11 protein-coding genes are annotated in these 12,437 nt (G+C 63.0%); 10 read left to right on the forward strand and 1 reads right to left on the reverse strand.

The window, feature by feature from the left end; all coding sequences use genetic code 11:
• Positions 1-39: 39 nt before the first annotated feature.
• The 9 genes from G7Y51_RS06445 to G7Y51_RS06485 all read left to right on the forward strand — a co-directional run bounded on the left by G7Y51_RS06445 (position 40) and on the right by G7Y51_RS06485 (position 10,369).
• Positions 40-780 (forward strand): NTP transferase domain-containing protein, encoded by a 741-nt coding sequence (locus G7Y51_RS06445; RefSeq protein WP_165175710.1) that lies wholly within the window; start codon positions 40-42, stop codon positions 778-780.
• 157 nt (positions 781-937) lie between these two features.
• Positions 938-1,864 (forward strand): phosphoglycerate dehydrogenase, encoded by a 927-nt coding sequence (locus G7Y51_RS06450; RefSeq protein WP_165175712.1) that lies wholly within the window; start codon positions 938-940, stop codon positions 1,862-1,864.
• 401 nt (positions 1,865-2,265) lie between these two features.
• Complete coding sequence (gene epsC, locus G7Y51_RS06455; protein ID WP_165175714.1) at positions 2,266-3,183, forward strand: serine O-acetyltransferase EpsC; 918 nt, start codon at positions 2,266-2,268, stop codon at positions 3,181-3,183.
• A 45-nt stretch (positions 3,184-3,228) separates the two neighbouring features.
• Entirely contained in the window at positions 3,229-3,375 is a 147-nt protein-coding gene (locus G7Y51_RS06460; protein WP_165066800.1) for a hypothetical protein, read from the forward strand.
• A gap of 138 nt (positions 3,376-3,513) precedes the next feature.
• Complete coding sequence (locus G7Y51_RS06465) at positions 3,514-5,307, forward strand: sigma 54-interacting transcriptional regulator (RefSeq protein ID WP_165175716.1); 1,794 nt, start codon at positions 3,514-3,516, stop codon at positions 5,305-5,307.
• A 177-nt stretch (positions 5,308-5,484) separates the two neighbouring features.
• On the forward strand, positions 5,485-6,093 hold the full coding sequence (locus G7Y51_RS06470) for a MarC family protein (RefSeq protein WP_165066989.1): 609 nt from the start codon (positions 5,485-5,487) through the stop codon (positions 6,091-6,093).
• 117 nt (positions 6,094-6,210) lie between these two features.
• Positions 6,211-7,521, forward strand: coding sequence for an NCS2 family permease (locus G7Y51_RS06475; RefSeq protein WP_165175718.1), 1,311 nt, complete (start codon positions 6,211-6,213; stop codon positions 7,519-7,521).
• Between the two features lie 371 nt (positions 7,522-7,892).
• Positions 7,893-8,519, forward strand: a complete 627-nt coding sequence (lepB, locus tag G7Y51_RS06480; RefSeq protein WP_165175720.1) for a signal peptidase I — start codon at positions 7,893-7,895, stop codon at positions 8,517-8,519.
• A 323-nt stretch (positions 8,520-8,842) separates the two neighbouring features.
• Positions 8,843-10,369, forward strand: coding sequence for a YifB family Mg chelatase-like AAA ATPase (locus G7Y51_RS06485; RefSeq protein ID WP_165175722.1), 1,527 nt, complete (start codon positions 8,843-8,845; stop codon positions 10,367-10,369).
• Positions 10,370-10,465: 96 nt separating this feature from the next.
• On the opposite strand, the gene G7Y51_RS06490 is transcribed toward G7Y51_RS06485, so the two are convergent.
• Positions 10,466-11,623 carry a serine hydrolase gene (locus tag G7Y51_RS06490; protein ID WP_241160157.1) on the reverse strand — a complete coding sequence of 386 codons (1,158 nt, stop codon included), beginning with the start codon at positions 11,621-11,623 and terminating at the stop codon, positions 10,466-10,468.
• Between the two features lie 129 nt (positions 11,624-11,752).
• Here G7Y51_RS06490 and G7Y51_RS06495 point away from each other — a divergent pair, with 129 nt between their 5' ends.
• The gene (locus tag G7Y51_RS06495; protein WP_165175724.1) at positions 11,753-11,902 is read left to right on the forward strand and encodes a hypothetical protein; all 150 of its coding nucleotides are present in this window, start codon (positions 11,753-11,755) and stop codon (positions 11,900-11,902) included.
• Positions 11,903-12,437: the final 535 nt, after the last annotated feature.

Here is a 12,437-nt window from a genome sequence, read left to right on the forward strand (position 1 = left end):
GACAGCGCGCGCATGGGCAGCGCGAATAAGGAAAAAACCATGATGAAAAACATCCGCCAGGGCAAAACCGTGGCTGTTGTGCAGGCCCGGCTGGGCTCCAGCCGCCTGCCCCTGAAATCCCTGCTCTGTCTGCGCGATCTGCCGGTCATCGACTGGGTGACGCGCCGTCTGGCGCAAGCGCGGCGGCTGGATCGGATCATGGTGGCCGTGCCGGACACGGAGCTGGATCGCGTGCTGCTGGAGCATCTGCGCCGCCGGGGCGTGCCCTGCCTGGCCGGGCCGGAAAACGACGTGCTGGCGCGTTTTTGCCTGGCGGCCGCGGCAACGGACGCCGCCCTGGTGGTGCGCGTCTGCGCGGACAATCCCCTGATCTGGGGCGAGGCCGTGGATCGTTTGCTGGCGCATTATGAGCGCACGGCCTGCGATTACGCCTACAATCATATTCCGCGCCAGAATCTCTGGCCTGACGGCCTGGGGGCCGAGGTTCTCTCCCGCGAGCTGCTGGACGAGCTGGAGGCCAGGGCAAAACAGCCTTCCCAGCGCGAACATTGCCTGAACTACATCTGGGACAATGCCGCCGCCTTCCGCATTTCCACCTTTGACCCGGAAGAATCCTGGCTCCGCCGCCCGGATCTCAGGCTGGATCTGGACCGGCCGGAGGATTTCCGGCGTCTGGCTCTGCTGCCGCTGCGCCCGGAGATGGATGCCCGGGCCATAGTGGATGCCGCGGATGCCGTGGATGGCGTGGATGCCGCGAAGGCTGCGGCCGCGGCGGACTGAATGTGCCGGGGCAGGCGCATACTCCCGCAAAGCGGGCCTGCCTTTCGTGCAGGCGGACAGAAACTCTCTGGCGAGCCCCTTGGGCGCAGCGTTGACAAATCCCGCCCTTGAGGTAGCCTGCGGGCAAAAGATCCCTATTCCGGGAGGAGCACGCGCCGTGAAGATACTGGTCACCCCTCGCTCATTCGGCAAAAACAATCCGGAACTTTTCGACAGGCTGGCCGCGGCCGGGCTGGAGGTCATCCGCAATGACACGGGCGGCATCCTCTCCGCCGGGCAGATGCGGGAAAAGCTGGCGCCCTGTCACGGCCTGATCCTGGGGGTGGATCCCCTGGACGCGGCTGTGCTGGCCGCCGCGCCGCAGTTGCGCGCCGTAGCCAAATACGGCGTGGGCCTGGACAACATCGATCTTGCGGCCTGCGCGGCGCGGGGCGTCAAGGTTTCGCGTACCGTGGGCGCCAACAGCAATGCCGTGGCCGACTACGCCCTGGCCCTGATGCTGGCCGTGGCCCGCAAAGTGCCGCTCATTGACCGGCGCTGTCGCGAGCGGGACTGGGGCAAGATCACCAGCATCGACCTCCACGGCAAGACCCTGGGCATCGTGGGCCTGGGGGCCATCGGCAAATGCGTGGCCCGACGGGCGCGCGGCTTTGAGATGAAGATTCTGGCTCACGACGTGGTCTGGGATGAGGCTTTCGCGCGCGAGGCGGGCATTGAGCGCGCGGATCCGGATCGCATCTGCCGCGAGGCCGACTTCATCAGCCTGCATGTTGTGCTCACGGACGAAACCCGCGGGCTGATCAATGCCCGGCGCCTGGCCATGATGAAAAAAACAGCCGTGCTGATCAATACGGCGCGCGGCGGCCTCATCGACGAAGCCGCCCTGCTGGCCGCCTTGCGCGAGGGCCGCATTTACGGCGCGGGCCTGGATGTCTTTGAGCAGGAGCCCCCGGCGGATCCGGCCTGGTATGAGCTGGACAATCTGGTCATGGGCTCGCATTGCTCCTCGTCCACGGCAGGGGCCGTGGAGCAGATGGGCCGCATGGCCGTGGACAATCTGCTGCGGGATCTGGATCTGCGCTGAGCTTGGCTGTTCCGGCGCGCCCTCCATCTTTGCCGGGACGTGCCCGCGTCCTGCCTTGAAGGCGACAGCGGCAGCCTGCAACTGAACTGCGAATTTTGACCCGCACAACCGTCCCTTTGCGGCGCGGCGTCGGCAACGGCGGCCGCGCCGCTTTTTTGCCCAAGGCAAAAAATGCCCTTTTGCCGCTGCCGCTGCCGGATTTCTTCGTGCCGACGCCAGGCAACGTCGCTTTGTCCCAGCCTGACACAGAAAAAAAGGGGGCGGCTCCTGACCGGATCCGGCCCTGTTCCGTCTCTTGCCAGGAGCCCGCGCGCTTCCTCCCCAGCCGCGCCGTGGCGCGAAAGCCGTTGCAGGCTGGTCTGTGGCCGTGTACAATAAAGAAAAACAACAGGATAACGCCCATGAACAGCAATCATGACGCCAAGGCCGTCACCATGCCGGAGCTGGATTCGGTAGTGGAGCGGCTTTGCCACCCCTTATCGCTGGACGCTGTCTGGCATCGTCCGGCCCAGGGCGCGGCCATGCCCTCGCTGGACGAGCTCAGGGAGATCATGGAACGCCTGCGCGCGGCCATTTTTCCCGGTTATTTCGGCTCGGCCCGCATCCGGCGCGAATCCATGCGGTACCATCTTTCGGCCAACCTGGATTCCATTTATCGCAAACTGGGCGAGCAGATTGTGCGCGGCCTGTGTTTTTCCTGCGAGGGGCGGCATGAGACCGTGCCGTGCGCCGAGTGCGAAAGCGAAGGCGCGACCGCGGCCCTGGCGTTCATGGATCGCCTGCCCGAAATCCGCCGTCTGCTGGCCGGAGATGCGCAGGCCGCCTATGAGGGCGACCCGGCGGCCTCCAGTCCGGGCGAGACCATTTTCTGCTACCCCTCCATGCACGCCATGTTCCATCACCGCATTGCCCATGAGCTCTACAAGCTCATGGTGCCGGTGATTCCCCGGATCATCTCCGAGATGGCCCATTCGCGCACAGGCATTGACATCCACCCCGGCGCGGCCATTGGGGAGGATTTCTTCATTGATCACGGCACGGGCGTGGTCATCGGCGAAACCTGCATTCTGGGGCGCAGCTGCCGCCTGTACCAGGGCGTGACCCTGGGCGCGCTTTCCTTTCCCAAAAATCCGGACGGCACGCTGACCAAGGGGATTGCGCGGCATCCGGTGCTGGGAGACAATGTGACGGTCTATGCCGGGGCCACCATTCTGGGGCGGGTCACCATCGGTTCCGGCGCGGTCATCGGCGGCAATGTCTGGATAACCGAAGATGTGCCCGCGGGGGCGAAAATTGCGCAGGAGAAGCCCCGTGACTAGCGCCATGTCCTGCCGCACATGTCGCTTCGGTGTGAAGAGCAAGGCATGAAATTTTTGCAAATAAATACCAGATCACCGCTCCGCCTTGTGCTGGCGTTGTGTCTTTTGGCAGCCCTGCTGGCCGCGTGCGGCCAGAGCGTGCAGGTGCGGCCCAAGGGTCAGGCGGTGGTGGGCGTGGGAGTGGGGCGCTAGCGGCGCCTGGCCGGCGCGCGTGGGGCTTCGGCAGTCTTTTCCGGGCTGCACCCGTCGCGCCGGCACGAGCCCGGGAGGCGGGCAGCGTCGGCTGCGCGGCGGGCCGGCAAGGCCGCCAAACACGCAGGGGGAACGCCTATGACGGAGAGCGGCGCGCACAATGCAGCCCTGGGGGCACGTCTGGCCCAGATGCCCAGCGGCGTATGCTGCACGGAAAACTGGCTTTTGCTGTATGCCAACGACGCCCTGCGCGAAATGCTCGACATCCGGCGCGAGGTTCTGCCCAGCACGGCTCTGAGCCGCTGGCTGGCGCAGGGCGTGCTGGAGGGCTTTCACGAGGCCGCAGGCGCGGGCGGCGAACCCGGCAGCCAGGGGCGGATGATCTTTCGGCATCCGCAGGGCGCAAGCTATCTGCTTTACTGGTGGGGCGACGTCAGCAAAAAACACGGCCCGGTGCGCTATTTCACGACCTATGAAATCCCTCTGGACGATCTGAACCGCGCGGCCCGGCTCTCCTGGCGGGAGCTGGACAGCGTGCTGGAGTTCATCCATGACGGCATCTGGGTCATTGACGCCGAGGGCATCACCCGGCGCGTCAACCGGGCCATGGAGCGCATCGCCGGAATCAAGGCCGAGGAAGTGGTGGGGCGGCATGTGAGCGAGCCCCTGTCCGAAGGCCGCTTCAAGACCTGCGTGACCTTGCGGGCCCTGCAGGCCAGGCATACGGTGACGCTCTTCGACGACTACGCCAACGGCAAGCGCTGCCTGAATACCAGCACGCCGGTTTTTGACGAGAACGGCAAGGTCTGGCGGGTGATCGCCGCCATTCGCGACATCACGGAGCTGGAAAACCTGCAGAAAAAACTTTCGGATCTCGAAGTGGAGGCAATGGCCTACAAGATCCGCGCCCAGGATCTGGAAAGCGAAGCCAATAACGGCCTTATCGGCCGGAGCCTTTCCCTGCACAGGCTGCGCCAGGATATAGCCAGGGCCGCGCAAAGCCGGGCCGTGACCCTGATCCTCGGCGAAACGGGCACGGGCAAATCCCTGGCGGCCAAGATTATCCACGATATGAGCAAGCGGGCGGAAAAACCCTTTGTGGCGGTCAACTGCGGAGCCATTCCCGCCTCGCTCATGGAGTCGGAGCTTTTCGGCTATGAAGGCGGGGCCTTCACGGGGGCATCCAGGGGCGGCAAGCCCGGCATGCTGGAGCTGGCCAGCGGCGGCACGCTGCTGCTGGACGAAATCGGCGAGCTGCCCCTGCCCATGCAGTCAAAGCTTCTGCATGTGCTGGACGGGCAGCCTTTTTACCGGGTGGGCGGCACCAAAAGCATTGTCGCCGACGCCAGGGTGATCGCTGCCACCAACAAGCCCCTGGAAAAAATGGTGGCCGCGGGCGCCTTTCGGGAGGATCTTTTTTACCGTCTGCGGGTTTTGACCGTGGAGATCCCCCCCCTGCGCGAGCGTAAAGACGACATTTTGCCCCTGGCCCGCCATTTTCTGCAAAAAAGCGGCACGGGCAAACGTCTGGCCCCGCGCACCGAGCACTTGTTCTTGGCCTATGACTGGCCGGGAAATGTGCGTGAGCTGCAATCCGTGATCCAGTCCCTGATCACTCTGGCCGAGGCGGAAAGCATCGCGCCGGCGGATCTGCCTCCGTACATGCGCGCGCAGGAGAAAACGGCCTCCCGGACTCCCGGTGCCGAGCAATCCCTGACAGAAGCCGTGGAAGAGCTCGAAAAAAACATGCTGCGGGTTGCGCTGGCCGAGACGGGCAGCACCTACAAGGCAGCTCGCCGCCTGCGTATCAGCCAGTCGTCGGTAGTGCGCAAAGCCAGAAAATACGGTATCTCTACCCTGGACGAGACGCAGACCGGGAACCGGGATGCCGTGAGGGAGAACCCGCGCGATCCGGGCCTGAAACTGGCCTGACGGCAGCCTGTTTGCAAAGCAATGGCAGGCTGTGAGGTGCGACGTGGACGCCCGCGCCGAATGAGCCTGAAAACCACGCTTTTCAGGCGCTTGTCCCGCTTGCGGGGAAATGATGGCAGGAAGTGATTGAAAATGGATATTTTCAATCAAAAAAAATGCTCTAGGGAGAATGTGCCGATGGACAATGGCCTTATCAGCGACGTGGTTAGCACCAGCATCAAGATTTATGCGCTCATGACCCCGCCCGCGGTGCTCAGCGCCTTTATCAGCGGCACCAAGGAGTACAGCAGGGAACAGAAGGCCGCCGTGGCTCTGAAAACGTCCAGCGCGATTTTCATCATCGGCGTGGTGCTGTATTTGTTCGGCTCGCATTTGTTTGCCCTGTTCGGCTTCACTCTGGACGCCTTTCGCATCGGCGCGGGCGTGCTGCTCTTTCTGACCGCCATTTCTCTGATGAACGACGACGGCAAGCAGACGCAGACCCAGAAGGACGGGGACATCAGCGTTGTGCCTCTGGCCATTCCTCTGGGCATGGGGCCTGCCTCCATCGGCGCGGTCATGGTCCTGGGCGCGTCCGCCACGAACCTGCGCGAAATGCTGGTCGGGGTTTCTTCCTTGTTTTTCGCGGCGCTGGGCATGTTTCTCCTGCTGCGCCTGGCCGACGGCGTGGCCAAAATGCTGCACAGGACCGGCATTACCGTGCTTTCCAAGCTCACGGGCCTGCTGCTGGCCGCCATTGCCGCGCAGGTGATTTTTACGGGCCTGAATGCTTTTCTGCGGCAATAAACGTCCGGCGGCTTTCGGCGCGTCCCTGGAGCATTTTGCCAATGAAAGTAGCAAAACGCTCCAGGGACGGGAACCTGGGGAGGCAGAGATGGTCAAGAGCCGGAAGGAGGATGCCGGGTGAACCTGCCGGAAAAATATTTCAACCCCGCCGCCAGGGGCAGCACCGTCAGGCGGGAGTGTCTCGCGGGCCTGACCAGCTTCATGGCCATGAGCTACCTTATCTTCGTGGTTCCCGCCATGCTGGCGGACGCGGGCATGCCCAGGGAATCGGCCGTGGCCGCCACCCTTTGGGTGAGCATCCTCGCCACCCTGCTCATGGGGCTGTGGGCCGGATTCCCCGTGGGCGTGGCTCCCGGCCTGGGCATCACCGCCTTTTTCGCCTATTACGTCTGCGGCCCGGCGGGCTACACATGGCAGACGGGCCTTGGCGCGGTATTCATTTCCGGCGTGGTTTTTCTCCTGCTCACGGCCACGCATTTGCGCCAGAAGATCATTGACGCCGTGCCTCTGGATCTGAAATACGCCATCGTGGTGGGCATCGGCGCGTTTATCGCTTTTATCGGCATGAAAAACTGCGGCATGGTGGCGGCCGATCCTTCCACCTTCGTGACCCTGGGCAATCTGGCCGCGCCCGAAACCCTGCTGGCCGTGGCCGGGATTTTTCTGATCAGCATGCTGATGGTGCTGCGCGTGCCCGGAGCCATACTCATCGGCATTCTGGCGATCACTGTGCTCGGCATGCTTACGGGCGTGACCTCCGCGCCGCAGGGCCCTCTGTTTTCGACCACTCTGCCCCTGCCCGGGGAAACCTTTCTGCGCATGGACATCAAGGGCGCCTTGCAGCACGGCCTCATTTCAATCATTTTCACCCTGACCATGGTGGATCTCTTCGATAACATGGGCGTGCTGATCGGTCTTTCGCATAAGGCGGGCTTCATGCGTGAAGACGGGCATATTGAAAATCTGGATCGCGCCCTGATCACGGATTCCCTGGCCACCATGGGCAGCGCCGCGCTGGGAGCCACCACGGCCACAAGCTATCTGGAAAGCGCGGCGGGCGTGGCCGAAGGCGGGCGCACCGGGCTCACGGCCGTGGTCATTGCCGCGCTCTTTTTTCTGGCCCTTTTCTTCGCGCCCCTGGTGAGCCTGGTGCCCACCTTCGCCACCGCGCCAGTGCTGATCATCGTGGGCGCCATGATGATGCAGGATGTCGGGCGCATCCGTTTTGCGGATTTCACCGTGGCCCTGCCGGCCTTTCTGACCATCGTGAGTATGCCGCTGACCTTCAACATTGCCACGGGCTTTGGTTTCGGCTTTGTGAGCTGGGTGGGCATCAGGCTGCTCACCGGCCGCTTCAGGGAGGTGAACGCGCTCATGGCGCTTATTGCGCTCTGTTTTGCGATCAACTTCAGTTTGCGACTGCAGTAGAGCGGTTTGCTAATGAAATTAGCTAAACCGCTCTGGCGACAGCGTTAGCTGGAGCCCGCGCCGAATGAGCGTCCAGACCGCGTTCTGGACGCGAAATGATGGCAGCGAAGTGATTGAAAATAGATATTTTCAATCAAAAATGCTCTAGGGCAGGCTGCGGCGGGCAGTGCGGCCAGTTGCGGCTTTCACGAGAACCGCGAAGTGAGAAAACGGAGCATTTGGCGGAGACGCGCAAGCGCGAGATGCCGGGCAGGGGCTGTTCGCGCGCCTGCGCTTGCCATCGGAAGAACATCGCGGCATACTGCACCGGCATGGTCGCCGCCCGGCGTGATCCGCGCCGGGCACGTTTAAGGTCGTCATAAAGGAAGTCTATGAAATCCAGTCTGTTGCAACAGAAAACGCGGCCCAGGAAATCTCTTTTGCGCGAGTATGGCGAAGCTTTGCTGGTAGCTCTGGTTCTGGCCCTGCTGATCCGCACCTTTGTGGTACAGGCCTTCAAAATCCCCTCGGAATCCATGCTGGAGACCCTGCTGGTGGGGGATCACCTGCTGGCCAGCAAGTTCGCCTACGGCATCAAAATCCCCTTTACGGACACCTATATCTACAAAGGCGACGAACCGGCACGGGGCGACGTGATCATCTTCAAGTATCCCAACGATCCCAGCGTGGATTATATCAAGCGCGTGGTGGGGCTGCCCGGCGACGTCATTGAAGTGCGCAACAAGCAGCTTTACCGCAACGGCCAGCCCGTGCGTGAGGACTACATCCGCTTTGCGCAGCCGGATCGCATTGAGCCCGTGCGGGACAACTTCGGGCCGGTCACCGTGCCGCCGGGCAAGTATTTCGTCATGGGCGACAATCGCGACAATTCCATGGACTCCCGTTTCTGGGGCTTTGTGAGCCGCAGCGCCATCCGGGCCAAGGCCTGGCGGATTTACTGGTCCTGGGGCGGCCTGGACGACATCCGCTGGAGCAGGCTGGGCAAGCTCATTCAGTAGGCGGGTTTGTTTTTGGGCGGCTTACCCCCGGTTGCGAGGAACGAGCAAGTACGGATGGCGACAGCCAGAGACGCGCCATGGCCGCCAGGAAAAGCCTGTGGTAATCCGTTTATACAGCGGTGGGTTGGAGGGCGCGGCAGCCGTTTGCGAGGAACGAGCAAATACGGATGGCGACAGCCAGAGACGCGCCATGACCGCCAGGAAAAGCCTGTGGTAATCCGTTTATACAGCGGTGGTCTGGAGGGCGCGGCAGCCGTTTGCGAGGAACGAGCAAATACGGATGGCGACAGCCAGAGACGCGCCATGACCGCCAGGAAAAGCCTGTGGTAATCCGTTTATACAGCGGTGGTCTGGAGGGCGTTGACGCCTTTCCCGTGGAGCTGGAGGTGGATTATGTCCGCCGGGGCTTGCCGGGATTCACTCTGGTCGGCCTGGCCGAAGCGGCTGTGCGCGAAGCCAAGGACCGGGTCTTTGCGGCGCTGCGGGCCTGCAATTTCCGGCTCCCCCCGGCCCGGATCACGGTCAATCTGGCCCCGGCCGGACGGCGCAAGGACGGCGCCGCCTATGATCTGCCCCTGGCTCTGGGCCTGCTGGCCGCTGCGGAGTTGATCCCCCTGGAAAAGCTTCAGAATCTCTTTCTGACCGGGGAGCTTTCGCTGAGCGGGCGTCTGAGGCCGGTCAGCGGCGTGCTGCCCCTGGCTATTCTGGCTCAAAAAAAGGGCGCAAGCGGGATTGTGGTGCCACCGGGCAACCAGGCCGAGGCCGCGGTGGTGCGCGGCCTGCCGGTCTATGCCCCGGATACCCTGGCCCGTTGCGCCGCCTTTCTGGCCGGAGCCGCAGAACTTGAACCCGTTTCCGCTTGTGACGCGGGCACTCTGCCGCCACCGTCCTACGGTCTGGACTTTGCGGAGGTCAAAGGCCAGCAGGCGGCCAAGCGCGCGCTGGAAGTGGCTGCCGCCGGCGGGCACAACCTGCTGATGATCGGGCCGCCGGGCAGCGGCAAAACCATGCTCGCCCAGCGCCTGCCCACCATCCTGCCGCCTCTGGAGTTTGAGGAGGCTCTGGAAGTCACCAAAATTTACAGCGTGGCCGGCAAGCTTGCCCCCGGCGCGGGGCTCCTGACCGCGCGCCCTTTTCGCTCGCCGCATCATACAGTGTCGGACGTGGCTCTGGTGGGCGGCTGCGGCCGTCCCCGGCCCGGCGAGGTCAGCCTTGCCCACCGGGGCGTACTCTTTCTGGATGAGCTGCCGGAATACCGCAAAGCCGTGCTGGAAGCGCTGCGCCAGCCTTTGGAGGACGGCGTTGTGACCATTTCCCGCGCGGCGCAGAGCGTGACCTATCCCGCCGCCTGCATGCTGGTGGCGGCCATGAATCCATGCCCCTGCGGCTATTATGGCGATGCGGAGCACGAGTGCACCTGCCGCCCGGAGCAACTGGCCCGCTATCGGAACAGGCTCTCCGGCCCGCTTCTGGATCGTATTGATCTGCATGTGGAAGTGCCCGCAGTGCCCTATGCGGACTTGCGCGACGCATCGGGCAGCGGCTCCTCGGCCGCCATGCGGGCCAGGGTGCTGGCCGCCAGGGACGTGCAGCGCGCACGCTATGACGGCAGCGGCGTGCTCTGCAATGCCGGGCTTTCCGGCAGTCTGCTGGAGGAACACTGCGGCCTGGACGCCGCCGGGCACGGGCTGATGGAGGCGGCGGTGCGCCGCCTTGGCCTTTCGGCGCGGGCCTACACCCGCGTGCTGCGCCTTGCCCGAACCATCGCGGATCTGGCCGGGGCCGGAAAAATCGGCGTGGAACATCTGGCCGAAGCGATCTCCCTGCGCGTCCTGGATCGCGGCAAATAGAGCTGTTTAGCTACTTTCATGAGCAAAACGCTCTGACGATCTCAAGCGAAAAGAAGTTTTTTTGCAGTGCTTTCGTCGTCCGCGTTTGCCCAGATGTCAGCTCGATCGGGCCTGAGCTTTTTGGGCGGCGTGCCGCGTGGCTTTGGGGTTTTGCTGAGCGGTGCGGGCGCGGGTTTTGGACACGCCCTTGCTCTTGCCGGGCTTGCTGCTGGTCATCTTGCTTTTGGCCGTTTTGCTCGCCCGGCTTTGCCTGAGATGCTTGCGCGAGGCAGGCTGAGACTGCGCATACTGCCGCCCGGCCGCAGGCGCGGCTTTTTTGATGTAGCCCTGCACGGGCAGCCTGTCCAGGGCCGCTGCCACGGAAACCGCCTGATTGTCGCAGACCTGGAAGCCCGCATCCAGCAGGCGGCAGGCCTCGGCCTCGCGCACGCGCACGTCGGGCGCGCCCAGGATCACGGCCAGCAAGCGTTTGGGCCCTTGCCTGGCCGTGAAGATCAGATTGTAGCCAGAAGCCTTGATCCAGCCCGTCTTCAGGCCATCCGCGCCGGGATACTGCCCGAGCAGGGGATTCTTGTTCCTGGTGACCCGGCCCCGGTGCTTGAGCACATGCGTGTTGTGAAATTTGAGCGCCCAGGGATAGGCCCGCAAATAGGCTCTGGCCAGAGTGAGCATGTCCCGGGCCGTGGTATGCTGCCCCTGGGCGGGCAAGCCGTGAGGGTTGAGAAAACGGCTGTCCCGCATGCCCAGCGCGCGGGCCTTGACGTTCATCATGTTCACAAAGGCCTGGGCCGAGCCGCCCACATACTCGGCCACGGCCATGCTGGCGTCATTGCCCGAGGATACGGCCATGCCCAGCAAGAGCTTCTCCAGGCGCACGCGCTCGTTGGCGCGCAGGCCCATGCGCGAGCCGCCGGAGCGCGCCGCGGCGCGGCTGACCGGCACGTCACTGTGAAAATTCGCATGGCCCGCGCTGATGTGATCCAGGGCCAGGAACATGGAGAGCACCTTGGTCAGCGAAGCCGGAGGGATGCGCTCGTCGGCATTTTGCTCGAAAAGGATCACCTCATTATCCAGATCGTACAGGATGGCCGAACTGACGCCCATCAGGCCGTGAGCGGGAATGGCCGGAGCCGCGGCGATGCTGCCGGGCAGCCAGATGGCGCAGGCCAGCCAAAGCAGCAGGCAGATCACAAGGACGCGGCGCAGGGACCGCGCCACACGAGGGCCACACAAGGCAAGGTGTAATCTGGACATATTCGAGACTTTTACGCCAAGAGTCCGGCGGGGGCAAGCCTTTCATACGCCCACGCCTCTGCCTGAAGCCTGTGAGCTTGCCAGAGCTCACGCTGATTGCTATCTCTTGAGAAGAAGAGAGGAGAAAAAATGCTCAAACGCACCGCCGATTGGCTTGAAAAAATGAGTGTGGCAGCAAGGGCTGTCGGCATCTTTCAAGGCATGGGGTATGGCGTATTTCCCGGTTTGGCCTGTTTTGTGGGCAGTCTCTCTCTTGCCCAAAAAGGAGGCGGGCAATGAGCGTCTGGATTCTTGCCACCATCATTTGCATCGGCGTCTTTGCCTACGGCATTTATCTGACCCGCAAGCATAAACAGAATTAATCCACATCTGGAAGTCTCTCAAGCCGCCTCGCGCGGCTTTTTTGTTTCTTCAGCCGAGCTGGCTCCCTTCAGGTCTTTTCATGACTTCTTCGGCGACACAGCCGCGCTTCGCTCCCCCGAAGCCTGCGGCTTCGGGCGATGCTGTCGCATCGCCGCCAGGGCAAGCTGTGTTGCGGACGGACGCCCATGCAAACCCTCTTGACGGCAAGGCCATCTGGAAGGAAAAGGTCAGACAGCGCAACTGACCGGACAACTGGCCCGTCACAGCGGAGCCTGCTGTCAGATCACGTCGGAACTAGAGCATTTTAACTTTAATTTTTTACATAAAAAATCTAAACTTGTTCTATGAAGTTCGCTCCTGAAAATATTCGTACTATCGTCGTGAAGGCTTACCTGGCAAAACAGGCCACTAGACAGCAGTTGGCTGATATCTTTGGTTATACGCCTGCAAG

Origin of the sequence: Desulfovibrio sp. ZJ369 (genome assembly GCF_011039085.1) — a bacterium.
Lineage (GTDB): Bacteria > Desulfobacterota > Desulfovibrionia > Desulfovibrionales > Desulfovibrionaceae > Desulfovibrio.

Coding starts and splice junctions, on each gene's coding strand:
- G7Y51_RS06465 (WP_165175716.1), top strand. CDS start 3,514: ATGACGGAGAGCGGCGCGCACAATGCAGCCCTGGGGGCACGTCTGGCC.
- epsC (WP_165175714.1), top strand. CDS start 2,266: ATGAACAGCAATCATGACGCCAAGGCCGTCACCATGCCGGAGCTGGAT.
- G7Y51_RS06490 (WP_241160157.1), bottom strand. CDS start 11,623: ATGTCCAGATTACACCTTGCCTTGTGTGGCCCTCGTGTGGCGCGGTCC.
- G7Y51_RS06470 (WP_165066989.1), top strand. CDS start 5,485: ATGGACAATGGCCTTATCAGCGACGTGGTTAGCACCAGCATCAAGATT.
- lepB (WP_165175720.1), top strand. CDS start 7,893: ATGAAATCCAGTCTGTTGCAACAGAAAACGCGGCCCAGGAAATCTCTT.
- G7Y51_RS06445 (WP_165175710.1), top strand. CDS start 40: ATGATGAAAAACATCCGCCAGGGCAAAACCGTGGCTGTTGTGCAGGCC.
- G7Y51_RS06460 (WP_165066800.1), top strand. CDS start 3,229: ATGAAATTTTTGCAAATAAATACCAGATCACCGCTCCGCCTTGTGCTG.
- G7Y51_RS06495 (WP_165175724.1), top strand. CDS start 11,753: ATGCTCAAACGCACCGCCGATTGGCTTGAAAAAATGAGTGTGGCAGCA.